Origin of the sequence: Actinacidiphila cocklensis (genome assembly GCF_907177275.1) — a bacterium.
GTDB classification, from domain to species: Bacteria; Actinomycetota; Actinomycetes; order Streptomycetales; family Streptomycetaceae; genus Actinacidiphila; species Actinacidiphila cocklensis.
Genome location: NZ_CAJSLV010000053.1, coordinates 1 through 23,204 on the forward strand (window position 1 = coordinate 1; position 23,204 = coordinate 23,204).

Sequence of the window (23,204 nt, forward strand, 5' to 3'; positions counted from 1 at the left end):
CGCCGCCACCGCGGGCGGGGCGCCGCCGCCGGCCGGCCCGCCGCCGGGACCCGGCGGCCGCACCCGCCGCTACGCCCCCAGACAGACGCCGCTGCCCGAACTGGACGCGCAGGCCAGGAAGCTGCTGGTGGCCACGGACGACGCGGTGCGCACCAGCCAGGAGGACGTCGGCTTCGCGGCGGCGCAGTTCGGCGAGACGGCGGCCCAGCCGTTCACCGAGGCGGTCGACTATGCCAAGGGCGAGCTGACCGCGGCCTTCCGGCTGCGGCAGCAGCTCGACGACGCCTTCCCCGTGGACGACGAGACCCGGCGGCAGATGCTGGACGAGATCCTGTCCCGCTGCACGCAGGCCGACCGGCGGCTCGACGCGGAGTCCGAGTCCTTCGACCGGCTGCGGGCGATGGAGGCGAACGCCCCGCAGGTACTGGAGCAGGCCGAGGCGAAGGCCACGGCGCTGCCGGGCCGGATCGCGGGCGCCGAGGCGGCGCTCGCGCCGCTGTCCGCCGCCTACGCCGGCTCGGCCGTCGAGCCGGTCGCCGGGCACCCCGCAGAGGCCCGCGACCGGCTGGAGTTCGCCCGGTCCAGCCTCGACCAGGCCAGGGCGGCGATCGGCACCGACCACGGCCGCGCCGCGGTCTTCGTCCGCGCGGCCGAGGGCGCGCTCGGCCAGGCCACCACGCTGGCCGACTCGGTCACCCGCCGCGCCGAGGAGCTCCGCGCCGCCGACGCCGGCCTGCGGGCCGCCCTGACCGGGACCGACGCCGACCTCGCGGAGGCCCGCGGCCTCCTCGGCGCCCCCGCCCCACCGGGCGCGAGCGCACCGGGCCACGGCGATCTGCGGGGGCGGATCGCGCGGGCCGAGGCGGTGGTCGCCGACGTACGGGCGGAGCTGGCCGGCGGGCGCTACGACCCGATCGCGGGGCTGCGGCGGGTGGAGGAGGCGGACGCGGGCCTGGACGAGGCGCTGGCCGGGGCGCGCGAGCAGGAGGTCGGCGAGCGGCGTGCCCGCGAGCTGCTCGACCAGGCGCTGCTGGCGGCCCGCAGCGAGGTCGCGGCGGCCCATGACGTGATCACCACCCACCGGGGCGCGATCGGCAGCCAGGCACGTACCCGGCTGGCGGAGGCCGAGCGCCGGCTCCAGCAGGCGGGGGCCGCGGCCCCCGCCGACGCCTTCGCCGCCCTCGCGCACGCCCGGGACGCCGACCGGCTGGCACGCGAGGCCCAGCGGCTGGCCCGGCAGGACGTCGGCGGCTTCGTCGGGGTCTCCAACGGCGGCCGCCGCGGCGGCCCGGGCATGGGCGGCATGGGCGGGGCGGTGCTCGGCGGGATCATCCTCGGCGAGCTGTTCGGCAACGGACGCGGTGCCCGCGGCGGCATCGGCAGCCTCGGCGGCAGGCGCGGCCTGGGGAGCGGCGGTTTCGGGGGCGCCGGCCCCGGCAGCTTCGGCGGCGGCAGGACCCGCGGCCGCATGGGCGGCGGCGGACGCTTCTAGCCCCCGCGACACACCCCCGCGACACACCCCGACCCCCGCCGTACCCCCACGGCCAGGGAGCGACCGATGACCAGCGGGCAGACCGTCCTCCGCCGGGTGGCGCAGCTCGCGAAGGCGAACACCAACGCGCTGATCGACCAGGCGGAGGACCCGCAGCTGGCCGCCCGCGCCACGTCCGCCCGGGCGCAGAACCGCATGATGGACGCCGTCAGGAGCGTCGACGTGCTCGACCCCACCAGCGAGCTGGGCCGCTTCGAGGACGAGGTGCGCCGCGAGGAGGCGCGCGCCAAGGGCAAGGAGGAGCCTGCCGCTTCGTCGCTCGACGCGCAGTTCGAGTCGCCCGACGCCCTCGGCGACGGCGCCGAGATCGACGCCAGGCTCGCCCGCATCAAGACCGGAGCGGCCTGAAACGCCCCTCGCCCCGGGTCAGAACATGCTCAGCAGTTCGTCCACCGTCGGCGTCGCCACGTGGGACTGCCGTCCGGGCAGGGCGAGTTCGAACCACACCGTCTTGCCCCGGTGGGTGCGCCTGCTGCCCCAGCTCTCGCTGAGCATCGTGACCAGCTGCAGCCCGCGGCCGCCCTCGTCGGTGTCGCGGGCGCGGCGGCGGCGCGGCTGGACCAGGGCGCTGTCCCAGACCTCGCACACCAGGGTGCGGTCCAGCAGCAGGCGCAGCCTTATGTCGCCGTAGCCGTGCCGCAGCGCATTGGTGACCAGCTCGCTGACCAGCAGCTCGGTGGTGTCGACCAGGTCGCCGAGGTCCCAGGCGAGCAGCTGCTCGCGGGCCAGTTCGCGCCCCTTGGCCACGGAGGTCGGCTGCGGCTTGAGCGTCCAGTCGCCGACCTGGTCGGCGGGCAGGCCGCGGATACGGGCCATCAGCAGCGCGATGTCGTCCTCGCCGTGCGCGGTGTCCACGGTCGCGAGCACGTGGTCGCAGATGTCCTCCAGCGGCCGCTCCGGGCCGTCGAGGGAGCGCCGGAAGGCGTCAAGCCCTTCGTCCAGCGGGAGGCTGCGCGACTCGACGAGTCCGTCGGTGTAGAGGGCGAGCAGCGCGCCCTCGGGCAGCTCCACCTCGCTCTCCTCGAACGGCTCGCCGCCGACGCCGAGCGGTACGCCCCTGGGCAGTTCCAGCAGCAGCGGCGACTCGCCGGGCTCCACGACGACCGGCGGCAGGTGGCCCGCGTTGGCGATCGTGCAGCGCCGGGTGACGGCGTCGTAGACGACGTAGACGCACGTGGCGAGGTAGACCTCGGTGAGGTCGGAGTCGCCGCGCTCCTTCGTCCTGCGGGTGCGGCCGGGGGTCGGGGCGCCCAGGCCGCGTACGACCTCGTCCAGGGCGCTGAGCACCTCGCCCGGCTCCAGGTCGAGCATCGCCAGGGTGCGCACGGCGGTGCGCAGTTCGCCCATCGCGACGGCGGCGCGCAGGCCGCGGCCCATGACGTCGCCGACGACGAGGGCGGTGCGGTGTCCCGGCAGTTCGATGACGTCGAACCAGTCCCCGCCGACCTCGGTCTCCATGCTGCCCGGCAGGTAGCGGCAGGCGATGTCCAGGCCCGCGGCCTCCGGGTCGTCGGGCGGCAGCAGGCTGCGCTGGAGGATCAGCGCGCGCTCGTGCTCGCGGCGGTAGAGGCGGGCGTTGTCGATGAAGATGGCGGCGCGCGCGGCCAGTTCCTCGGCCAGCATCCGGTCCCGCTCGGTGAAGGGCTCGCTGCCCTTGGCGCGGGAGAACTGCACCAGGCCGAGCACCGTGTCGCGGGCGACCATGGGCACCACCAGCGTGGACTGCACCAGGGCGCCGCCCAGGTCCTGCCCGCCGTCGCCGTCGAGCACCTGCGGCTGCGCGGTGCGCAGCGCGCGGGCGCTGGCGGAGCTGAAGCGGTAGCGGTGGACGGAGCCGACCGAGACCGGCCCCGCGTCGGCGGACACGTCGTCGTCGTCACCGGCCATCGCGACGGGCGCGTCGGACACGGAGCTGGCGAAGGCGACCCTGCGCAGCTCGCCGCTGCCGTCGGTGGTGCCCGACAGCTCCTCGGCGCCGGACAGCAGTGCCTGGTAGAGGTCGACGGACGCCAGGTCGCAGAAGTGCGGCACCGCCACGTCGAGCAGCTCGCGCGCGGTGGTCTCCAGGTCCAGCGAGGTACCGATCCGCGCGCCCGCCTCGTTGAGCAGCGCCAGGTTGCGCCGGGCGTGCGCGGCCTCGCGCTCCGCGCGCTGCCGCCCCGTGACGTCCATCGCCAGGCCCGCGACGCCGATCGGCCGGCCGGAGGAGCTGTGCAGGCGGTACAGCGAGATCGACCAGCGGCGCCGGCCCGGGTCGCCCGGCACGGTGCCGACCAGCGGCATGTCGAGCACCGCGTCGCCGGTCTCCAGCACCTGGCGCAGGGCCGCGGTCAGCCGGTCGGCCTCGACCCGGGACAGGAAGTCGTGCGGGCCGCGTCCGCGGTGCTCTTCGGCCGGGCGGCCGAAGACGGTGGCGAAGCGGTCGTTGACCCGGATCAGCCGAAGCCGGTTGTCGAAGAGCACGAAGCCCATCGGGGACTGCCCGAAGACCGCCTGGGAGGCGGCCAGGTCGGTCTCGATCTGGCGCAGCGTGGCCACATCGACGGCGATGCACAGGGCGCCGCGGTCGGCCGGCATCACGTACACCTCGGCCAGGCCCTCGGTACCTGACGCGTCGTTGTACGGCACGAGGCCGGTCCACTCGCGGCCGTTGAGGATGTCGGCGAGCCGTTCGTGGCCGCGGTCCTGGACATGCGGCGGGGCGAACGCGGCGATGGGGTCGCGGCCGACGGCGTCGTCGGCGGAGACGCCGAAGAACTCCGCGGCGCGCTCGCTCCACTGCTCGATACGTCCGTCAGGGCCGAGCGAGAACGACGCGACTCGTATGTAGTCGTAGATGGAGCCGGGCGGGCTGGACTGCCAGACCGCGGTCTCGGCCGCCGCGTCCGCGTCGTCTCCCGGCGGAACCGCCCCTGCTGGCATGTCGCTCACTCGCCCGACCCCTCCAGCTCAGCACACATGGACCGGTTGGAGCTGAGTATTCAGCATGCGGACCGTCCAGCACACGGTCTTGTCGATCACAGCATCATCTCGGCTCGCGGGGCACGGGGGCCGTCCCCTGAACACCTCGCTCGCACCTTTCGCTCTCGTCTCTTCGGAATACCCGGCACACGCCCCGCGAATCATTTCGGTGATCACAACGGGGGCGGTGTGTCGGTGGTCACGGGAGGCCCCGCCTCACGCGTCACGGGAGTGCCAGTTCGAACCACACGGTCTTGCCCAGCGGCCCGTGTCTCGTCCCCCAGCGGCGGCTCGCGCCGGCCACCAGCTGCAGCCCGCGGCCGCCCTCGTCCTCCGCGGTGGCGACCCGCTCGCGCGGCGGGTCGGGCAGCGGGTCCGACACCTCGACCAGCAGCGACGTACCGCAGACCATCCGCACCCCGATGGGGCCGTGCGCATAGCGCAGCGAGTTGGTGACCAGCTCGCTGACCAGCAGCACCGTCACGTCGGTCAGCTCGGGCAGCCCCCAGTCGGCGAGCGCGTCCCGCACCCGGCGGCGGGCCAGCCGTACCGCGCTGGCTTCCGCGGGGAACGTCCAGGACGCGGTGGAACCGCTCGGCAATGTACCGAGCCGGGCCATCAGCAGGGCCACGTCGTCGGGCTCGCGCCCGGGCTCCATGGCGGCCAGCAGGTCGTCGCAGGCCTCCTCCAGCGAGTCCAGCGGGCGGCACAACGTGGTGCGCAGGCGCTCCAGGCCGGTGCCGATGTCGTGGCGGCGGGACTCGACCAGGCCGTCGGTGTACAGCACGAGGACCGTGCCGTCGGGCACGTCCAGCTCGGTCGTCTCGAAGCGGACGCCGCCCACCCCCAGCGGCACCCCGGGAGGCAGGTCGAGCAGCCGGGCGGCCTGCCGGCCGGGGCGGTCGCCCGGCTCGACCAGCACCGGTGGCGGGTGCCCGGCCTGTGCGATGGTGCAGCGGCGGGTCGAGGGGTCGTAGACGGCGTAGACGGCGGTGGCCATCCAGCCCTCGGCCTGATTCTGCGCGAGGTCGTCGCCCAGCTCGCTGACCCGGCGCAGCAGCTCGTCAGGGGCCATGTCCAGGCCCGCCAGGGTGCGCACCGCGGTCCGCAGCCGGCCCATGGTCGCCGCCGCGGGCAGGCCGTGGCCCATGACGTCGCCGACGACGAAGCCGACCCGGCCGCCGGCCAGCGGCAGCACGTCGAACCAGTCGCCGCCGACCTCGGCGACGCTGCTGCCCGGTACGTAGCGGTAGGCCACGTCCACGCCCGGCGCCGCGGGGGTGGAGCGCGGCAGCAGGGAGCGCTGGAGCATCAGGGCGCCCTCGCGCTCGCGGACGTACAGCCGCGCGTTGTCCAGCGAGGCGCCCGCGCGGTCGGCCAGCTCCATGCCGAGCGCCACGTCCTCCTGGTCGAACGCCTCGCGGCCGCCCGCCCGGCTGACCACCAGCAGCCCCAGCACCACGCCGTGCGCGCGCAGCGGCAGCACCAGCATCGACTGGACGCCGACGGCGAGGGCCGCGCCCGTCTTGGGGTCGTCCGCGGAGGTCATGTTCACCAGTTCCTCGCGCGAACCGAGCAGCTTGGGCCGCCCGGTGGCCAGCACCTCGCCGAAGGGCGACTTGCGGTCGAAGGACATGGCCTGCCCCGGCCTGATCATCCGCACCACGTCGGGGCTCCAGGTGATCGCGCCGACACCGGTCTGCCGCATCGGCGTGCTGTCGCTGTACGGGGCGGTGGGCAGCTCGCCGCCCTCGGCCAGCTGGGAGTGCAGGACCACGCCCGAGTAGTCGCCGAAGGTCGGCACCAGGGAGGCGGCCAGCTCCTCGGCGTTTCTGCGTACGTCGAGCTGGCCGGCGATCCGCGAGCCGACGTCGTTGAGCAGGGCGAGCCGCCGCCTGGCCCGCTCGGCCCTGGACGCGGCCTCCACGCGCTCGGTCACGTCGATGACGGTCGCGCTGATGCCCAGCACCCGGCCCGCCCGGTCCGCCAGCCGGTGGTACGACAGCGACCGGTGCCCGTGGCCGCCGGGCGCGGGCGAGACCAGGTCGATCACCGGCCGCCCGGTGACCAGCACGTCCTGTTGGAGCGCGGTCAGCGACTCGGCGTCCCTGACGTCCAGCACCTCCGCGACGGTGTGGCCGACGTGGTCGGCGACGGAGCGGCCGTTCATCCTGGCCAGGGCCTCGTTGACGCGGACGTAGCGCAGCTCCTTGTCGAAGATCGCCACGCCCAGCGGGGAGGCGTCGAAGAGCGAGTCGAGCGCGGCCAGGTCGTGCTCCAGCGTCCGCAGCCGGCTGGTCTCCACCATGGACGCCAGGACGAACGGCCGCCCGTCCCCGTCCACCAGCAGCGACGCCCGCGCCTCGACCTGCACGGTGTGGCCGTCGCGGTGCAGCAGCGACAGGATGCCGTCCCAGCGCCCGCTGCGCAGCAGCTCCCCGAGGAGCTGCTCGGCGTGCGCCGGCGACGGTACGGGCCGCTGCCCCGCACTCCGCTGCTCGCCCGGCGCGAAGAGCCCGCCGACCCGCCGCCCGACGATGTGCTCGCCCGCCCACCCGAGCACTTCCTCCGCCAGGGGGCTCCACAGCAGCACCCGCCCGGAGGTGTCGAGCATGACCACGGCGACCCGCAGGGTGTCCATCAGGGTGCCGGCGGCGGTCCCCCCGACGCCGGTGTCGTCGGGCAGGCCTGCGGCGTTCTGCCCGTGCGGCTCGTGCGCCTCGTCCTGCTCGCGCGGCTCGTCCGGCGGGGGGTGGTGGTCGGCGGGCGGCTGCGCGGCAGGCGGGGTGTCGCCGCTGTCGCTCATGCGTCGCACCCCCGGACCGGGTCGGGCCGGTTCCGTCCGGCCTCCTACAGGGATTCATCCCTACTTACCCGATATTCCCCTATGCACCCGTTCCCCGCGTCCCCACCGCCGCCGCCCGGAGGAGGCGCCGTTCAGGGCGGCGACCGGACGCCGCCCCAGGCGCCCTCAGGACCCTTCGCGGGACCCGCCGAGCCGGGAAGCCACCCAGTGCACCGCGGGGCGGTCCTGGGGCAGCCAGTCGACGCTGTCGACCTCGCCCTGCCGCAGCCAGCGCAGCTCGTCGTGGTCCTGGAGCGGCAGCGGGCTGCCCGACACCAGGCGGGCCGTCCACACCTGGAGCACCAGCGCGCCGCCGGCCACCGGCCACTGCCCGGGCACCCGCTCCAGCGGCTCGACCTCGACGCCCAGCTCCTCGCGCAGCTCGCGCACCAGTGCGCCCGGCGCGGTCTCGCCGGGCTCCAGCTTGCCGCCCGGCAGCTCCCAGCGCCCGGCAAGGGCCGCGGGGGCGGTACGGCGGGCGGCGAGCAGCCGGCCGCCGGAGAGCACGGCGCCGCCCACCACCAGCCGTGCGGCCGTCACGCCTGGGCCAGCCGCGGGGCGACGCGCTCGATGACGTAGCGCCGCTCCGGCGCACCCCCCTGCTCCTGGCCGACCTGCCGGCTGCGGCCGTCGAGCTGGTCGGCGATCCGCTCGGCCTCGGCCCGGGTCGCGTAACGGCCCACGCGGTAGCGGTTGGCCCCGTCGTCCTGGCGTATGAGGACCCATACGAGGTCGGACGTCATCAGGTCATGCCCTTTCACTTGCACTGACGGCGGACACGCCGGCAGCGGGAGCGTTCTCGGAGGGGGGAGCATTCTGCGCGGAGGGGGCGGACTCGGGCGAGGGGGCGGACTCGATCGCGCCGAGGTGCGCGATGTTCGCGCGGTCCTCGGCGTCGCGGTCCTGGTCGGCGCCGGCCGCGAACCACGCGTCCAGGATCTCGGCGAGCAGGCCGCCGGACAGCAGGCGCAGACTCAGCGCCAGCGCGTTCGCGTCGCTCCAGACGCGCGCCCCGCGCGCGGAGTACGCGTCGCCGCAGAGCGCCGCGCGTACGCCGGGGACCTTGTTGGCCGCCATCGACGCGCCGGCCCCCGTCCAGCAGCAGACGACGGCCTGGTCGGCGGCGCCCGACGCGACGGCGCGCGCCGCCGCCTCCGCGCTCCAGGCCCAGTCGGCACGGTCGCCGTCGCGGAGCGCGCCGAAGACCTGCACCGTATGCCCGCGCCGGCGCAACTCCTCGACCGCCTGCCGGGCGATCGGCTCATCCATGTCCGAGGAAACAGCGATGCGCATATGCCCGACCCTACGCCCGAGGTTCACAGCGCGGGTACGCATTGACACGAAGAGGCACCGTTTAGGCCAGGCGTTCGACCAGAAGTCGACGGGGTGTCAACTCACCGTACGGGCAGGTGGTACACCGCTCGGTACTTCTCCGCGGGAATGATCACGTCGGCGGTCTCCACCGGCAGGCCCGAGGCGTAGTACGTGCGCCGGATCTCGATCACCAGGTGGCCGGGCACCCCGCCGAGCGCCGCGGTCTCCGCGGCCAGTCCCGGCCGGGCGCCGACCTCCTCGGCCATGTGGTCCACCGTCACGTCGATGGCCGCCATCCTGGCCACCACGCCCTGCCCGCCGACCGGCCCCTCCTCGGGCAGCAGCACCGGCGTGCGCCCGGTGAGCGCCAGCGGCTCCCACGAGGTGGACAGCAGCGCCGGCTCGCCCTCGGCGCGGAAGACGTAGTGGGTGCGCATCACCCGCTCGCCCGGCTCGATCCGCAGCCGCTCGGCGACGTCGAGCGTCGCGGTGTCCTGCACGCTGCGCGACTCCCAGCTGCCCTTGCTGCCCTCGTCCGCCTGCTCCTGCCGGAAGGGCGTGGACGGCCCCGCCGGTCGGTAGCCGCTGCGGACGATCCGGCGGGGCCGCGGGCGCTCGCGGACGTACGTGCCCGAGCCCGAGCGCCCCTCGACGAAGCCCTCGGCCATCAGCACCTTGCGCGCTTCGAGCGCGACGGTGTCGGAGACGCCGTACTCGGTGCGGATTCTGGCCTGCGACGGGAGCCGGGCATGCGGGGGGAGCGTGCCGTCGAGGATCTTGCGGCGCAGATCGTCGGCGACGCGCAGGTACGCAGGCTGCTCACCGAATGCCACGGGCGCCCCTCCCAAGGGGTTGACTGTCCGCGACAGCTTCGCAACCCTGGGTACTCGACCGCAAGCCCTACCCCAAGCGTCACACTCCGCTCACACCCCGCCATCCCCCGTTCACACCCCGACGCCGGAGTCCTTGCCGTCGGATTCATCCGTGCCGCCGGAGTCCTGCGCCGGGCTCCCGCCGCTCTTCACCGTGCCGGTCACCCGGCCGTCGGGCGAGCCGAAGAAGCAGATCACCGAGCGCTCGTGCTTCGCCCAGTTCGCCGCCGGGGGCAGGTAGAAGTAGAGCTTGTCCGAGGACGGCGGCACCTTGCCGTCGAGGTAGGTGCGGCCGTACTTCACGCAGTTGGTCTGCGCGTCCTGGGTGACGCCGTCCACGCCGGGGTACGGGTCGTCGGAACCGGACTGGATCTCGTAGACCGCGAAGGCCTCGGCGTCGTGCGCGTCGGCGCAGTCCACCACGTCCACCGTGGTGGAGCGGGTGTCCTTGTCGGAGCCGAAGTCGGACAGCTTCGCGTCGACCGTGTTGAAGCACTGGCCGGCCTTGAGGTCCACGACCTGGGTGTTGCCGTCGTCGAGCACGCCGGTCGCGGCGAGGACGATGAGCGCGGCGAGGCCCAGCGTCCACACGCTGGACAGCGTGATCCCGGCGACCGCCATGCCCTTGCCGCGCTCACCGCGCCGCTTGACCTGCTTGAGCCCGACCAGGCCGAAGATCAGCCCGAGGAAGGGGATGCAGGGCAGCAGGCCGACCACCAGCGCGGCGATCGACATGCCGTTGGTGGTCCGCTCCTGCGCGTACCAGCCCTGCTGCCCCGGGTACATCGCCGTGCCGGCAGGCGGCGGGTAGCCGTACCCGGGCTGCTGCGGCTGCGCGCCGGGGTACGGCGTCCCGTACGGCCCGGGGGCGGCGTAGGGGTTCTGCTCCGGCTGCGGCTGCTGGGCGTACGGGTTCTGCTCCGGCTGCTGGGCGTACGGGTTCGCCGGCTGCTGCGGCTGCGCGTACGGGTTCGCCGGCTGCGGATACGACGGCGGCTGGTACGGCGGGTTGTCCTGGTACGGCGGCTGGCCAGGCGGCGGCACACCGTCTGGCGACGGCGGCGGCGGAGGCGGCGGGGGTATGTCCACCCGGGGAGTTTACGGTCCACAGGGACGCCCGCCGCGAGGGGCGGCAAGTACCGGGCGGATGCGGGGAAACGGCGGAAACGGTTCCGCCGTTCCTCTTGACCGTTATTGGTCCAGACCAATACTTTCTGCGCCATGCGTCGACGAATTCTCGGCCGTATGGCCGCCACGGCCGCCACACTCTCGCTGGTCGCCGTCCTGCCCGCCGTCACCGGCGGCAGCACAGCGCAGGCCCACGGCGGGCACTCCCCCGCCAAACCCTCCTACAAGAGCGTCGGCTACTTCACCCAGTGGGGCATCTACGCCCGCAACTACCAGGTGAAGAACGTCCAGACCTCCGGCACCGCAGGCAAACTCACCCACCTCAACTACGCGTTCGCCAACATCGGCGCCGACGGCAAGTGCTTCGAGGCCAACGTCGCGGGCGAGGGCGACGCCTGGGCCGACTACCAGCACCCGGTCGACGCTGCGACCTCCGTCGACGGCACCGCGGACACCGCGGAGCAGCCGCTGGCCGGCAACTTCAACCAGCTGCGCGAACTCAAGGCCAAGAACCCCGGGTTGAAGGTGCTGATCTCGATCGGCGGCTGGGGCTGGTCCACGAACTTCTCCGACGCGGCCAGAACCCCCGCCTCCCGGCAGGCACTTGTGGACTCCTGCCTGGACATCTTCATCAAGGGCAACCTCCCGCTGCTCGACGGCAAGGGCGGCCCCGGCTCGGCGGCCGGCCTCTTCGACGGCGTCGACATCGACTGGGAGTGGCCCGGCTCCTCCGGTGACGTCGACACGGTCTACCGGCCCGAGGACAAGCAGAACTTCACCGCACTGGCGGCGGAGTTCCGCAAGCAGCTCGACGCGTACGGGCGGCACACCCGCAAGCACTACGACCTCAGCGCCTTCCTGCCGGCCGCGCCGGCGAAGATCGACGCCGGGTTCGAGGTGGGGAAGATCTTCAAGTACCTGGACTTCGGCACCGTCCAGGGCTACGACTTCCACGGGCCGTACGAGGCCGGCACCAACCAGCAGTCCGCGCTGCGCGCGCCGCGCAACTCGCCGGTGGCCGACGACTTCAGCGACACGCAGGCCATCGGGGACTGGCTGCACCGCGGAGCCCCCGCGCGCCGGCTCGTGCTCGGCGTGCCCTTCTACGGGCAGGGCTGGACCGGCGTCCCCGACGGCGGCACGGCCGGCCTCTTCCAGCCCTCCACGGGACCCGCGCCGGCCACCTGGCAGGCGGGCAACGAGGACTACCACGCCCTCAAGGCGCTGGCCGCCTCCGGTGCGTACGCGGTGCACCGCGACACCCGGAACGGTTTCGCGTGGCTCTACGACGGGACGAACTTCTGGACGTACGACGATCCGCAGGTGCTCGCCGCGAAGACCGCGTACATCCGGGCCGCGCACCTGGGCGGTGCGATGGTCTGGTCCCTCGACGGTGACACGCCCGACGGCGAACTCATCTCCACCCTCCACCGCGGCCTGGGCTGACCCCTCCGGGGGCCGGCCGACCGCGGGCCGCGGCAGCCCGCAAGGCGGCCGGACACCGGACGGCGCCCCCGGGGTCGGAGGACCCCGGGGGCGCCGCCCAGCGGTGCGTCACGCGTCGAAGTGCGTCGCCCGCGCCCGCTTCTCCCAGGGCGCGATGTCGTCCCTGACCTGGTCCAGGTGGCCGAGGACGGCGTCGACGCCGTCGTCGCCCAGCGGGAGCCGCAGCGGGGTGTCGTCCGCCTCGACGGCGGCCAGGATGAGCGCGGCGGCCTTGTCCGGGTCGCCCGGCTGGCTGCCCTCGCTGCCGGCGGCCATCGCCCGCGTGCCGCCCACCGTCGCGTCGTAGTCGCCGATCTCGGGGCTCGCGGTGAGGTTGGCCAGCAGGGAGGTGCGGAAGGCGCCGGGCTCCACGATCAGCGTCTTGATGCCGAGCGGCCCCACCTCCTGCGCCAGCGCCTCCGTCATCCCCTCCAGGGCGAACTTCGTGCCGCTGTAGGCGGAGAAGCCCGAGAAGGACATCTGGCCGCCCATGCTGCTCATCTGGACGATCGCCCCCGACCTGCGGGCCCGCATCGACGGCAGCACGGCCCGTACGAGTGCGGCCGGGCCGAAGACGTGAACGTCGAACAGCTCGCGCAGCTCCGCGTCGCCGGTCTCCTCGAAGGCCCCGATGTGGCTGCGGCCCGCGTTGTTGACCAGGACGTCGATCCTGCCGTGCCGGGCGAGCACGTCGGCGACCGCGGCGTCGATCGCGGCGGTGTCGGTGACGTCCAGCGCGAGGGCCTCCACCTGGTCGGGGTGCGCGGCGACGAGGTCGTCGAGGGCTGCGACCCTGCGGGCGGCACCGACCACCACATCGCCCGCGGCCACCGCCGCCTCGGTGATCGCCCGCCCGAAACCGCTGTTCGCACCGGTGACCAGCCACACCTTGTTCATTGTCCGCTCCTCCTGGGGTGTCTCCCGCTTGCGTGACCAACCCTGCCGCCGACACCGCTTGCCCGTCCAAGACCTAACGTGATAGCCGATGGTTATGGACGTTCACGGTCGGGACCTGCGCTACTTCGTGACGGTCGCCGAGGAGCTGCACTTCACCCGGGCCGCGGAGCGGCTCTTCGTCTCACAGCCCGCGCTGAGCAAGCAGATCAGAGCGCTGGAAAGGCAGTTGGGCGCCCCGCTCTTCGACCGGGACCGGCAGGGCGTCGCGCTGACCGCGGTCGGCACGGCCCTGCTGCCGTACGCGCAGGGGGTGTTGGCCGAGTGGGACCGGGCCTGGTCCGCGGTCGGCAGCGCCAAGGCCGCGCAGGGCAGCACCCTGATGGTGGGGATGAGCACCAGCCCGGGCCGCGGCGGCCTGCTGCCCGCGGTCCGCTCGCGCTTCACCGCCGCCCACCCGGAGGCGACCCTCCGGCTGCGGCAGGTCAGTTGGGAGGACCCGACGGCCGGGCTCGCGGACGGCACGAGCGATGTGGCGTACGTGTGGCTGCCGTTGCCCGACCAGGAGCGCTACGACCTGCTGGTCGTCGCCGAGGAACCGCGGCTGGTCGCGCTGCCCGACGGCCACCGGCTGACGGCCCGCGACAGTGTCGACTTCGCGGAGCTGCTGGACGAGCCCTTCCTCGCGCTCCCGGCCGCCGCCGGCCCGCTGCGGGACTACTGGCTGGCCACCGACGCCAGGGCGGGCCGCCCGGCCAGGGTCGGCGCGGAGGTCGCGAGCACAGAGGAGACGTACGAGGCGCTGGTCGCCGGCCTCGGGGTGGTCGTGGTCGCGGCGGGCAACGCCCCGCTGATCACGCTGGGCGGCGTCACGACCCGGCCGGTGCGCGGCATCAGCCCGAGCCGTTTCGCCCTGGCCTGGCCGCGCGGCACCACCGACCCGCTGACCCGGGCCTACGCCGCCGCCTGCCGCGAGACCCGCGCGGCGCGGGCCTGACGCTCACCCGCCGCCCACGTCCTCGGCACCGTCCTGGACGTCCTCCTCGATATCGTCCTCGACCGGCATCCGGCGCCGCTCGCGCCTGGCCCTGCGCTCGGCGGCCTTGGCCTCCTTGGCGGCCCTCTTCTCCGCGGCGGCGGCCTCCTTGGCGTCGTTGGTGTCGCTGACCAGTTCGCCGACCCAGAAGCGGATGCCCTGCGACCACATGCCGCCGCGGTCGCGGACGTGGAGGAATCCGTCGGCCGTGCGGTAGATCCGTATCCTGGCGGTGTCGTACGGGTTGTACGCGACGTACTCGTCGACGAGTTGCCCGAGCCGGGCCAGCGCCTCCTGCCGGGTGCCGGTGAACTCCTCCAGCACCCGCGGCTCGTGGTGCTCGCGCATCGGCCTCATCTCGTCGATGATCAGCCCCCACCGCACGGCCGCCGTCCCGCCGTCGCTCTCCTCGGTCACCAACCCGTCCTCCCCTGACGCCAGTTCCGCACTGCCTTCCATGATCCCGGCCCGATCACCGCGGGACGAGTACGGTCAGCCACTCCGCATCGCGCGGCAGATAGCCGTAGCCCTCCGCGAGGCCGCGCACGATCGCCGGAACGTGCCCGGCACCGTAGACCACCGCGACCCTGATCGGCTCGTGGCGGCGCTCCGCGTGGATCGTGCCGAGCGCTTCGAGCAGCCGGCGGTCCCTGCGGTCGGTCAGCGCGTGCTCCACCTCGTGGTCGGCCAGCATCTCCGCCCGCAACGTCGGCGGCAGGTCCTCGACCACGTGGTCCTCGTCGAGGAAGGCGCGCGGCCCGCGCATCGCGAAGACCAGCCCCATCAGCGGCGCCGCGACCATCACCAGGGCGTACGTCGTACGCGGCAGCGCCCGCAGGTCGGCCATCGCCTCGGCCGCGGTCACGTCCGGGAACAGCACCGGCACGCCCTCGGGGAGCAGTTCCGCATCGTCCTGCTCGACCAGGCCGTTGCGCCGCCGGCGGGGCGCGAAACGGTAGGCCAGGGTGAGGGTGCTGACTCCCGCGGACTTGCCCTTGATGCCTTCGAGCACGATCAGGTCGCAGTCCCGCAGCCGCCGCCTGACCTGCGCGTAGAAGGTCGGCGAGGCCACGTGCAGCATGGGGAAGACCACGAACTCCAGCGGCGAGCCCTTGCGGCGCATCGTGAACACCGCGGACCGCACGGCGTATCCGGTCACCTCGACGATCTGCATGACGCCCCCCCGAGCCCCTTTGAACGGGAGGACGAGGCCGGCTGCGGGCGCGGTTCCACGGCCCCCGGAGGGCGGCGACAACCGCCGGTTGTCGCCGCCCGTCCACAAGCTGTTGGACCTGCCGCGGCTGACGGTATTGGCTGGTCGCACGGGCCGCAGGGCCACCCACCGCCGCACGAGGGAGCACCGCCGTGACCGCCGCACCGCTCGACCCGAAGGCCGTCGTCGTCCGCTACGTCGAGGCCGTGCGCGACGGCGACCTCGCCGTCGTCCGCGACAGCTTCGCCCCCGACGCCACCTGGGACTACCCGGGCAGCCTGCCCATCTCGCGGGTGTGGCGGGGCCGCGACAGCATCATCGACGACTTCCTCGGCGGCATGGCCGGCCGCCTCATGCCGGGCGCCCCGCTGGTCATCGCCCTGACCAACGTCATCGCCGACGGCCCCCAGGTCGTCGCCGAGTGGACCTCGGAGGGCACGACCGCGACCGGCGCCCCCTACAGCAACCGCTGCCTCGGCGTCTTCACCGTCGAGGCCGGCCGCATCACCGCGATCCGGGAGTACGCCGACACCCACCACGTGGCGGAGGTCCTCTTCCCCGCCGCCCGCTGAACTCCTCGGGCGGGACCTTGCAGGCGCTAAAGGGCTGTCCCGTAATCCGCGGTGGACCAGCGGGCGGCGTCAGATGCGGTGCATCGCAAGGCGAAGGGTCGCCCTCATACCGGGTCGTATTCGGGCGAGCCCGACAACGCAGCGAGGTGCCGTAGCTGTCGTCGCGCGCCCGCCGGGGATTGCCGGACAGCCCTTAGGTGCGGCGGCGGGGTTTGCCGCGTTTGGCGGGGCGGGGGGTGGCGCCTCTGGCGGGCTTGGGTTTCGGCTTGGGCTTGGACTTCTGCTGTGCCTCGGGGGCCGGCTGGGAGCGGCCGCGGGTGCTGTTGGGGGTGCGGCCGCGGACGATGCCGATGAAGTCGTCGACCTGGTCGGTGGTCGCGTCCTCGGGCCAGGACAGGGCGACCTGGGACTGCGGGGCGTCGGTCAGCGGGCGGTAGGTGAGGTCCCTGCGGTGGTGCAGGCGGGCCAGCGACTGGGGGACGGCCAGCAGGCCCACCCCGGCGGCGACCAGTTCGACCGCGTCCGCCGTGGTCGCGGGGCGCTCCCGCGCGGGGCGGCCGGGGGGCTGCTCCCAGCCGAGGGTGTCGTCCAGCGGGTGCAGCACGATCTCGTCGGCCAGGTCCGCCGCGGACACCTCCTCCACCGCCGCCACCAGGTGGTCCTTGGGGACCACGACCACGGTCGTCTCGGTGTAGAGCGGGATCGCGCTGAGGTCGGTCCTGTCGATCGGCAGCCGGACGAAGCCCGCGTCCGCGCCGCGGGCGCGCAGCAGGCCGGCCGCCTCCTCCGCGGGCACCGGGACGAGGTCGAGCGGGACGCCGGGCAGCCGCTCCTGCCAGATCCGCACCCACTTGGCGGGCGTCACGCCGGGTACGTAGGCGAGCCGGAAGGGGGAAGGTGCCTGCGAGCCTGTCACCCCGCAAGGCTATCCGCGATGGTCGGGGGCGCCGCACGCGCTCGTTACCCTTGACCGTATGACGTCGCAGAAGACCACCCAGACGATGAAGCCCGCGACCGCGGCGAAGAAGCTGGGTGTGTACCTCCAGGCCACCCCCGCGGAGTTCCAGGAGGGTGTCGTCTCCCGCAGCGAGCTGAACGCGCTGCAGACCGACCCTCCCCCGTGGCTCCAGGACCTGCGCCGTGAAGGCCCGCACCCGCGCCCGGTCGTCGCGGCGAGGCTGGGCGTGTCGATCGCCGGCCTGGCCCGCGGCGGCGTCACCGAGGCGCTCACGACCGCGCAGATCGACGAGCTGAAGCAGGAGAGCCCGCAGTGGCTGCAGCGGGAGCGCGCCACCCAGGCCGAGGTGCGCAAGGAGGCGGCCCGCGTCAAGGAGAAGCACGCGGAGCGCGCCGCCGACCAGAACCGCTGACCCGGACCGCACGCCCGGCGGTCAGGCGCCCCGCTTGATCTGGCCGAGGATGCCCGGGTCGGTGATCCCGCTGTCGCCGGCCAGCAGCAATGCCTTGCTCAGGATCAGCGAGAGCCGCTCGTCCTCGAACGGCAGGAAGACCTCGCCGTCGCTTCTGCCGCGGGACGCGACGATGCACAGGTAGGCGTCGTCCGGCTCCATCAGGACGTTGGCCGAGCCCAGGTGGATGCGGTACGTGCCCAGGTCGCCGCTGACCACCATCCACCGGCCGTCGAACGAGCACCGGTCGGCGATCGCCAGCCGCGGCACGATCCGCCGCAGCGCCTCGCGGCGTACCTCCGCGCTCGCGGTCAGCTCGCCGAATCCGGCCCGCTGCCAGTACTCGCGCTCCGCGCCGCGGTCGGTCCAGTCGGGGTCGGCGGCTATCGACGTCACGCCGACGAAGAGGTCCACGTCGCGCATCGCCTCGCTGAAGACCAGCGGCGGTACGTCCGCGAGCGGCGCCTCCCGCCAGCCGCCGGCCGCCCGGCGGTCGAAGCGGACCTGGTCGGTCGTGGCCAGGTCCTCGTCGCCCGCGGTCGCCAGCGAGTGGGCGAAGCGGACCTGCCACTCCCCCGCGGCCAGCGTGCACACCGCCTCGTCCTGGTCTCCGCCGTCCCAGAAGCCGAGCAGCCGGCTCGTCCAGCCGCGTGCCCTGAACAGCGCGAACATCCGGCGGTAGTGGACGAGGTGCGCGGCGAAGCGGTGGGAGTAGACGCCGGTCTCCCGCTCGGCGGGGGTGAGGAGGTAGATCTCGCGGAAGGCCTGCTTGAACGGCTGCCGTATCCGGCGCTCGGTGAGCAGGTCCCGCCAGGCCCGTACCGTGCCGGGGTCCGAGCGGATGGGGTGCCACAGGCGTACGGAACTGCCGTCGGGCGCGTCCGGAAGCCCGCCGGCGCCGGGCAGGGCGCCCGCCCCCGGCAGCACGGCCTGCCACTCGCCGGGCGCGACCTCGACCTCCCAGATCAGCCGGCCCACGACGGACCGGGCGAGCGGATGCCCGGCCAGCTCGGTGCGCCACCGCCCGTACGGGTGGACGGCGTCGACGGTGAAGCCGGCCTCCAGCGCCCGGGCCAGGGTGCCGAGCTGGACGCCCACGCGTTTGACCAGCTCGCGCAGCTCCTTGACCAGGCCGCCGTGATCGCGGCGCACGGCCGCGGGTGCGCCGCGCAGCGGGCGGCCGTCCTTGGACCAGGTCAGCACGGCGCCCGAGTCGGTGACCGTGACCAGTGCCCGGTGGTCTCCCGCGGTGCGGCGCAGCACACCGTCGGCGTCGAATCCGAGCGTCGGGAGCCGCAGTGCCACGTCGGTCCGCGCGGCCAGGGCGGCGTCGACCTTCTTGAGCATCCTGTCGAGCGTCTTGGGCACCCCCGCGTGCCGGACGGACGTCCGGACGGTGCGTATCGCGGTGACCAGCTCCGGCGTCGGATGCTCCTGCGCCGCGCGGACCAGCTCGTACAGCAGGGCCTGGGACGGCAGGGTCTTCGCGGTCGTCGGGGCGACGGTGACGGCGGGCAGCAGCCGGTCGAGCAGGTCGGGCAGCCACGGCTCGTCGCGCACCAGCGCCACCCGGGCGGCGCAGCCGAGCACGGCGACCTCCCGGTCGGTGTAGGCGCCGTCCGCCTTGTAGGGGATCCGGCCCGCCTGGATCGCCTCCGCACGCTCGGTGGCCGCCTCCAGCGCGCGCCGGGCGAAGGCGGCGTACGCGGGGATGTCCGCGATCCTGCGCCACAGGTCCGGCAGCGGCGGCGGCGCACCGTACCCGTCGCGCTCCGCGGCCTCGGACAGCAGCGCCAGCTCGTCCGGGGCGAGCCCCGCGACGAGACCGGACTCGTCGACCGCGATGGGGCCGCCGCCGCGGCCGAGCCTTTCCCGGACCTCCCGCAGCGACCCGTCGCCCGCCAGCGCCGCCACCGCGAGCAGCGCGTACGGCTGGCGCAGGTCGTCCTTCTCCAGCCGGAACGCGACCAGGGCGCGGGACGGCACTGCCAGGTCGGGCCGCGGCCCCGTGCAGCGCAGCAGCGACGCCACCGCGCGCCCGAGGTCCGCCGCGTCGCGTTCCTCCAGCTGGGCGACCAGGGCGTCGAACATCGCGCGGCACGCCTCGGGCGTGTAGCGCGCGGGCCGCTCCCGCCCCTCGCCCTCGACCGCGAACCGGACCCGGGTCATCGTTGGCGTCCCCGTGGCACCCACCCGGTAGGCCAGCGGGAGGAGGCTGCCCAGCTGCACGTCGGAGAGCCGCGGCAGCTCCGCGTACGGGGCGTCGGTCTCGAACTCCGGGTCGGTCAGCGCGCGCGTCAGGCGGGTCACGAGGTCCATCACGCACCCCGCTCGATGTCGTCGTCGATCATGTCCGGATTGTGGCAGCACCCACTGACAGCCGGTCAGTCCGCTTCCGCGCGAGGCGCATTGCGCGCCGCCGTTGCTGCGGGCCGCAGCCGCCTCACGGTGGCGGTCCGGTCATTCCGGCGGGGCGGTGCCCGCCTGCTCGCTCACCATGTAACGGGCGTACCAGTCCGGCCAGTCGGGGTCCTCCTTGCCGGTGCGCGCCTCGTGCCCGCCGTGGGCGACCGAGGCCCGGCGCATGGCGGAGGCCAGGTCGTCGGCGGAGCTGAAGGCGGTGGTCGCGGGGTCGAGGCGGCCCGGGAGGCGGTCGGTGATCTCCTGGAGCAGCCAGCCGTTGCCGTCCGGGTCGCTGAAGGACAGGAAGGAGCCGTAGCTGGTGCCGCTCGGGTCGGGTCCTGCCACGCGGGCGTCGGTGCCGGCGTGGTGGAAGACGCCGCCCGCGTCGTGGAAGATCCCGCTCGGCTCGACGCCGTGCCGCGCCAGCTCCGCGCGGGCGGACCCGATGTCGTCGACGACCAGGTGCAGCCCGCGGGCGGACCCGGGCGCCTGCTCGGTGACCGCGGTGCCGAAGATGACCGACGCGGGCGAGCCCGGCGGCGTCACCTGCACCACCCGGAAGGAGTCGTCGGGGGCGACGTCCGCGTCGAGCCGCCAGCCCAGCCCCGTGTAGAAGTCCTTGGCCCGGTCCACGTCGGACACCGGCACCACGACGACCTCGAGTTTCATGTCCATGGCGTACGCCTCCTGGTTGAGCGGGATGGGTCAGTCGCCGACGAACTGCTGCCCGCCGTCGATGTCGTAGGTCGCCCCGGTGAGGGCGTCGTTGACCATGAGGTGCACGGCGAGGGCGGCGACGTCCGCGGGCTGGACCACCCGGCGGATGGGCAGCGTCCTGCGCAGGTGCTCGCGCCGCGCGTCGAGCTGGTCGCCGAGCAGCGAGGCCGACAGCGGGGTGTCGACGAACCCGGCCGCGATGAGGTTGACCCGGACCGGGGCGAGCTCCAGCGCCAGATCGGCGGTCAGCGCGGGCAGCGCCGCGGTGACGGCGCCGATGACGGCCATACCGGCCGCGGGCCGCCGGCCGCCCGTCCCGCCGACGAGGAGCAGGGTCCCGCCGGGCCTGACCTTCTCGCGGCACGCCCGGGCCACGGCCAGCGTCATCGCGATGCGGCCGCCGAAGGCCCGCCCGGCGTCGGCCGGGTCCAGCTCGTCCAGCGGCGTGTACGCGGGGGCGCCCGCCGTGACGAGCACGTGGTCGACCTGCCCGGGCAGGTCCGCGAAGAAGCGTTCGAGGCGGTCGGTGTCGTGCGCGTCGAAGGCCGCCGTGCTCAGCGGCTTCAGCTCGCGGGCCGCCCGCTCCAGGCGCTCGGGGTTGCGCGCCGCGAGCACCACGTCGCCGCCGGCCGCCCGCACCTGCCGGGCGGTCTCCAGGCCGATGCCCGCGCTGCCCCCGACCACCACGACCGTCTGCCCGGCCAGTTGCCCGCCGCCTCCGGCGCCCGCCGGCTCGCTCACCTGTCGTCACCGCCTTCGTGCGATCGCGCGCGGACATCCCGCGGCCACGGTTTTCCCCTCACGGAAAAGAAATCGCTGGAGGGGGCGGCGGCCGGGAGCGCGGTGTCCTTCGGGGAATACTGCGCTTCAGCGCTCATGCACAACTCCCAACCGGTCGACGTGGGGAGTGAATTGCCTATTGCCTATTGCCTATTGCCTTGCCGACGCATCGCGCGGCGCAATTGTGCCGGGCGCATCTGGGCATCGGACCGGCTCCGATCTTCAGTGTGTCACCCGATCGGCCGTCGTGCATCCGGCCTGCGCCGACCCCGCGGGCGGGCGCCGCGGGAATGGCGGCGGCAATGCGATATTGCGGGCGGGAATCCGGACGCCGCACGGTCCGCCGCTGTCCGAGGGCGCTGTTACGGTCCGCCCATGACCGCATCAGATGATCTGCTCCGCCGGATCGAGCAGGACCCCGCCCTGGCCGCCGCGCTCGCCTGGCCGGGCGACTTCGACATCGAGCGCCGCGACCCCGTCGAGGACGTCGTCCTTCCCACCGGGGAGCCGCTGCAGCCGATAGCCGGCTGCGGCGCCGGCGGCACGTACTTCCTGTGCGGGAAGGCCGGTGCGGCCGAGCGGCCGGTGCTCTACGCCGACTCCGAGGGCCAGGCCACGCTGATCGGCACCGACCTCGTCGAGGCCCTCACGCTCGTCGTGGTGCTGCCCAACTGGCAGGACCTGGCGGCGGGCTTCCCGAGCGACGAGCTCGGCGCGGACCTGCGCGACGACAACCCCGACTTCGACGCCGAACGCGACCGCCTGCTGGACGCGCTCGGGCTGGCCCCGGTCGCGGAACAGGAGGCGGCGGACCGGCTGCTGGCCGTCGCCGCCCGGACGGCCCCCGACTACGTCCCGTACGTCCCCGACGACGACCACCTGCCGTACGGGCTGCTCTTCGGGGACGACGAGTAGCGGCACGGCCTCGGGGGACGGCCCCGGGGGACGGGCCTCACACGTCGTCCCCCGGCAGGTTCGCGGCGTGCGTGTCGGTGTCGCCGACGACGTAGTCGAGCAGGTCGGAGGCCAGGGTCCCGCACCACCCGGTCCGCCATGCCGGCCACGGCGTCCTCGACGGACACCACGCTCCCGACGGGAGCACCCCGCCCCACGCCCTGCGCCCTGCGGACCGGCACGCCCAGCCCGCCGCCCGCGCCACCCGGGCGGCCTACGGCACGGCCTCGGGATGACGGGATGACCGATTGACACGGTGACCCGTCCCGGACACGATGTCTCGATCGGGTCAGCCTGTGCGCTCCCGGCATCTTCTGGGCAAGGAGTGCGAAGTGTCCCGGTCCGTCGAGAACGTACGGGTCCGGCGGACGCGCAAACTCCTGCGCGACGCCCTCATCGAGCTGATCGAGGAACGCGGCTTCGACCGCCTCACGGTCGGGGAGATCACCGAGCGGGCGATGGTCAGCCGGGCCGCCTTCTACCGGAACTACCGCGACAAGTTCCACCTGGTGGAACAGGTCTTCGACGACGCGATGGACGCCCTGCTCGGCGCGATCGCCGACGGCGGCGAGGTGCGGCCCGCGGCCGAGCGGTGGGTGGCGTTCTTCGAGCACATCGACCGCTACCACCGCTTCTACGCGGCGATGCTCGGCAAGAAGGGCAGCTCCTGGTTCGCGGCGAAGATGCGGGCGTCCCTGGCGGACATGGTCAAGGAGCACCTCCCGGCACCCTCTGCACCCGCTGCACCCGACGGCCTGGCGGCCACGGTGCTGGGCGCGATGTTCACCCAGTCCATCACCTGGTGGCTGGAACACGGCCGCCCGTCCCCTCCCCGCGAGATCGCAGCCCAGTCCGCCCACCTGGCCGGCGCCGTCATCTCAGCGGCCAACACCTGGCCAACGCCTGCGTCTTGACCCGCAGACCCCTCACAGCGGCCAGGCGGCCAGCAGGTCGCCCCGCCCTCGCTCGATCGTTCCGCGCACCGGCCGGTCACGGTTCTCACGTCCGACCCCGAGGACCTGACGCTCCTGTGCGGCCCGGGCGTCGAGATCACCAGGGTGTGAACCCC

Annotated in this window: 21 protein-coding genes and 2 pseudogenes; 9 read left to right on the forward strand and 14 right to left on the reverse strand. The window is 74.1% G+C overall.

Annotated features, from left to right (window positions below; translation table 11 throughout):
* Positions 1-1,492 (forward strand): TPM domain-containing protein (locus NFU81_RS15895; RefSeq protein WP_251490098.1); only part of this gene is annotated, 1,492 nt, incomplete at its 5' end.
* A gap of 156 nt (positions 1,493-1,648) precedes the next feature.
* Positions 1,649-1,900 (forward strand): annotated as a pseudogene (locus NFU81_RS15900) (PspA/IM30 family protein); the annotation flags it as partial.
* A gap of 18 nt (positions 1,901-1,918) precedes the next feature.
* Here the strand turns inward: NFU81_RS15900 and NFU81_RS15905 are convergent.
* The 7 genes from NFU81_RS15905 to NFU81_RS15935 form a co-directional block, all read right to left on the reverse strand.
* Entirely contained in the window at positions 1,919-4,474 is a 2,556-nt protein-coding gene (locus NFU81_RS15905; protein ID WP_251490244.1) for a SpoIIE family protein phosphatase, read from the reverse strand.
* A gap of 262 nt (positions 4,475-4,736) precedes the next feature.
* Positions 4,737-7,319, reverse strand: coding sequence for a SpoIIE family protein phosphatase (locus NFU81_RS15910; RefSeq protein ID WP_251490100.1), 2,583 nt, complete (start codon positions 7,317-7,319; stop codon positions 4,737-4,739).
* 165 nt (positions 7,320-7,484) lie between these two features.
* Positions 7,485-7,898, reverse strand: a complete 414-nt coding sequence (locus tag NFU81_RS15915; protein WP_251490102.1) for a (deoxy)nucleoside triphosphate pyrophosphohydrolase — start codon at positions 7,896-7,898, stop codon at positions 7,485-7,487.
* Complete coding sequence (locus tag NFU81_RS15920) at positions 7,895-8,101, reverse strand: SPOR domain-containing protein (protein ID WP_251490104.1); 207 nt, start codon at positions 8,099-8,101, stop codon at positions 7,895-7,897. Before NFU81_RS15920 ends, NFU81_RS15915 begins: the two co-directional genes overlap by 4 nt.
* A 4-nt stretch (positions 8,102-8,105) precedes the next feature.
* On the reverse strand, positions 8,106-8,651 hold the full coding sequence (locus tag NFU81_RS15925) for an RpiB/LacA/LacB family sugar-phosphate isomerase (RefSeq protein ID WP_251490106.1): 546 nt from the start codon (positions 8,649-8,651) through the stop codon (positions 8,106-8,108).
* Between the two features lie 101 nt (positions 8,652-8,752).
* Entirely contained in the window at positions 8,753-9,505 is a 753-nt protein-coding gene (locus NFU81_RS15930; protein ID WP_251490107.1) for a GntR family transcriptional regulator, read from the reverse strand.
* Positions 9,506-9,616: 111 nt separating this feature from the next.
* Complete coding sequence (locus NFU81_RS15935; RefSeq protein WP_251490108.1) at positions 9,617-10,633, reverse strand: DUF4190 domain-containing protein; 1,017 nt, start codon at positions 10,631-10,633, stop codon at positions 9,617-9,619.
* A 132-nt stretch (positions 10,634-10,765) separates the two neighbouring features.
* Here NFU81_RS15935 and NFU81_RS15940 point away from each other — a divergent pair, with 132 nt between their 5' ends.
* Positions 10,766-12,118, forward strand: coding sequence for a glycoside hydrolase family 18 protein (locus NFU81_RS15940; RefSeq protein WP_251490109.1), 1,353 nt, complete (start codon positions 10,766-10,768; stop codon positions 12,116-12,118).
* 108 nt (positions 12,119-12,226) lie between these two features.
* Here NFU81_RS15940 and NFU81_RS15945 read toward each other — a convergent pair whose 3' ends face one another.
* A complete protein-coding gene (locus NFU81_RS15945) occupies positions 12,227-13,054 on the reverse strand; it encodes an oxidoreductase (protein WP_251490110.1) in 828 nt (275 codons plus the stop codon).
* Positions 13,055-13,142: 88 nt separating this feature from the next.
* Here NFU81_RS15945 and NFU81_RS15950 point away from each other — a divergent pair, with 88 nt between their 5' ends.
* Positions 13,143-14,048 (forward strand): LysR family transcriptional regulator, encoded by a 906-nt coding sequence (locus NFU81_RS15950; protein WP_251490111.1) that lies wholly within the window; start codon positions 13,143-13,145, stop codon positions 14,046-14,048.
* Positions 14,049-14,051: 3 nt separating this feature from the next.
* Here NFU81_RS15950 and NFU81_RS15955 read toward each other — a convergent pair whose 3' ends face one another.
* Both NFU81_RS15955 and NFU81_RS15960 read right to left on the reverse strand, forming a co-directional pair.
* Complete coding sequence (locus NFU81_RS15955) at positions 14,052-14,504, reverse strand: hypothetical protein (RefSeq protein ID WP_251490112.1); 453 nt, start codon at positions 14,502-14,504, stop codon at positions 14,052-14,054.
* A 55-nt stretch (positions 14,505-14,559) separates the two neighbouring features.
* Positions 14,560-15,261: a hypothetical protein gene (locus tag NFU81_RS15960; RefSeq protein WP_251490114.1), complete on the reverse strand. Its 702-nt coding sequence runs from the start codon at positions 15,259-15,261 to the stop codon at positions 14,560-14,562.
* A gap of 191 nt (positions 15,262-15,452) precedes the next feature.
* Between NFU81_RS15960 and NFU81_RS15965 the strand changes: the two genes are divergently transcribed.
* Positions 15,453-15,872 carry a nuclear transport factor 2 family protein gene (locus NFU81_RS15965; protein WP_251490115.1) on the forward strand — a complete coding sequence of 140 codons (420 nt, stop codon included), beginning with the start codon at positions 15,453-15,455 and terminating at the stop codon, positions 15,870-15,872.
* Positions 15,873-16,065: 193 nt separating this feature from the next.
* On the opposite strand, the gene NFU81_RS15970 is transcribed toward NFU81_RS15965, so the two are convergent.
* Positions 16,066-16,788: a LysR family substrate-binding domain-containing protein gene (locus NFU81_RS15970; protein ID WP_251490117.1), complete on the reverse strand. Its 723-nt coding sequence runs from the start codon at positions 16,786-16,788 to the stop codon at positions 16,066-16,068.
* Between the two features lie 58 nt (positions 16,789-16,846).
* Between NFU81_RS15970 and NFU81_RS15975 the strand changes: the two genes are divergently transcribed.
* A complete protein-coding gene (locus NFU81_RS15975; protein ID WP_251490127.1) occupies positions 16,847-17,242 on the forward strand; it encodes a DUF5997 family protein in 396 nt (131 codons plus the stop codon).
* A gap of 21 nt (positions 17,243-17,263) precedes the next feature.
* Here NFU81_RS15975 and NFU81_RS15980 read toward each other — a convergent pair whose 3' ends face one another.
* From NFU81_RS15980 to NFU81_RS15990, 3 genes are all read right to left on the reverse strand, one after another.
* A complete protein-coding gene (locus NFU81_RS15980; RefSeq protein ID WP_251490135.1) occupies positions 17,264-19,591 on the reverse strand; it encodes a DUF4132 domain-containing protein in 2,328 nt (775 codons plus the stop codon).
* A 150-nt stretch (positions 19,592-19,741) separates the two neighbouring features.
* Positions 19,742-20,359 carry a VOC family protein gene (locus NFU81_RS15985; RefSeq protein WP_308208291.1) on the reverse strand — a complete coding sequence of 206 codons (618 nt, stop codon included), beginning with the start codon at positions 20,357-20,359 and terminating at the stop codon, positions 19,742-19,744.
* A gap of 30 nt (positions 20,360-20,389) precedes the next feature.
* A complete protein-coding gene (locus NFU81_RS15990; RefSeq protein ID WP_251490137.1) occupies positions 20,390-21,142 on the reverse strand; it encodes an SDR family oxidoreductase in 753 nt (250 codons plus the stop codon).
* Between the two features lie 414 nt (positions 21,143-21,556).
* Here NFU81_RS15990 and NFU81_RS15995 point away from each other — a divergent pair, with 414 nt between their 5' ends.
* From NFU81_RS15995 to NFU81_RS41000, 3 genes and pseudogenes are all read left to right on the forward strand, one after another.
* The gene (locus NFU81_RS15995; RefSeq protein WP_251490138.1) at positions 21,557-22,096 is read left to right on the forward strand and encodes a hypothetical protein; all 540 of its coding nucleotides are present in this window, start codon (positions 21,557-21,559) and stop codon (positions 22,094-22,096) included.
* Between the two features lie 371 nt (positions 22,097-22,467).
* Positions 22,468-23,049 carry a TetR/AcrR family transcriptional regulator gene (locus tag NFU81_RS16000; RefSeq protein ID WP_251490139.1) on the forward strand — a complete coding sequence of 194 codons (582 nt, stop codon included), beginning with the start codon at positions 22,468-22,470 and terminating at the stop codon, positions 23,047-23,049.
* A 57-nt stretch (positions 23,050-23,106) separates the two neighbouring features.
* A pseudogene (locus tag NFU81_RS41000) lies at positions 23,107-23,199 on the forward strand (DNA-binding protein); the annotation flags it as partial.
* Positions 23,200-23,204: the final 5 nt, after the last annotated feature.

What these genes read in the sequence shown, in the direction of transcription:
- NFU81_RS15940 (WP_251490109.1), top strand. Translation starts at nt 10,766, where the DNA reads ATGCGTCGACGAATTCTCGGCCGTATGGCCGCCACGGCCGCCACACTC.
- NFU81_RS15950 (WP_251490111.1), top strand. Translation starts at nt 13,143, where the DNA reads ATGGTTATGGACGTTCACGGTCGGGACCTGCGCTACTTCGTGACGGTC.
- NFU81_RS15985 (WP_308208291.1), bottom strand. Translation starts at nt 20,359, where the DNA reads ATGGACATGAAACTCGAGGTCGTCGTGGTGCCGGTGTCCGACGTGGAC.
- NFU81_RS15960 (WP_251490114.1), bottom strand. Translation starts at nt 15,261, where the DNA reads ATGCAGATCGTCGAGGTGACCGGATACGCCGTGCGGTCCGCGGTGTTC.
- NFU81_RS15905 (WP_251490244.1), bottom strand. Translation starts at nt 4,474, where the DNA reads ATGCCAGCAGGGGCGGTTCCGCCGGGAGACGACGCGGACGCGGCGGCC.
- NFU81_RS15925 (WP_251490106.1), bottom strand. Translation starts at nt 8,651, where the DNA reads ATGCGCATCGCTGTTTCCTCGGACATGGATGAGCCGATCGCCCGGCAG.
- NFU81_RS15945 (WP_251490110.1), bottom strand. Translation starts at nt 13,054, where the DNA reads ATGAACAAGGTGTGGCTGGTCACCGGTGCGAACAGCGGTTTCGGGCGG.
- NFU81_RS15975 (WP_251490127.1), top strand. Translation starts at nt 16,847, where the DNA reads ATGACGTCGCAGAAGACCACCCAGACGATGAAGCCCGCGACCGCGGCG.
- NFU81_RS15920 (WP_251490104.1), bottom strand. Translation starts at nt 8,101, where the DNA reads ATGACGTCCGACCTCGTATGGGTCCTCATACGCCAGGACGACGGGGCC.
- NFU81_RS15910 (WP_251490100.1), bottom strand. Translation starts at nt 7,319, where the DNA reads ATGAGCGACAGCGGCGACACCCCGCCTGCCGCGCAGCCGCCCGCCGAC.
- NFU81_RS15995 (WP_251490138.1), top strand. Translation starts at nt 21,557, where the DNA reads ATGACCGCATCAGATGATCTGCTCCGCCGGATCGAGCAGGACCCCGCC.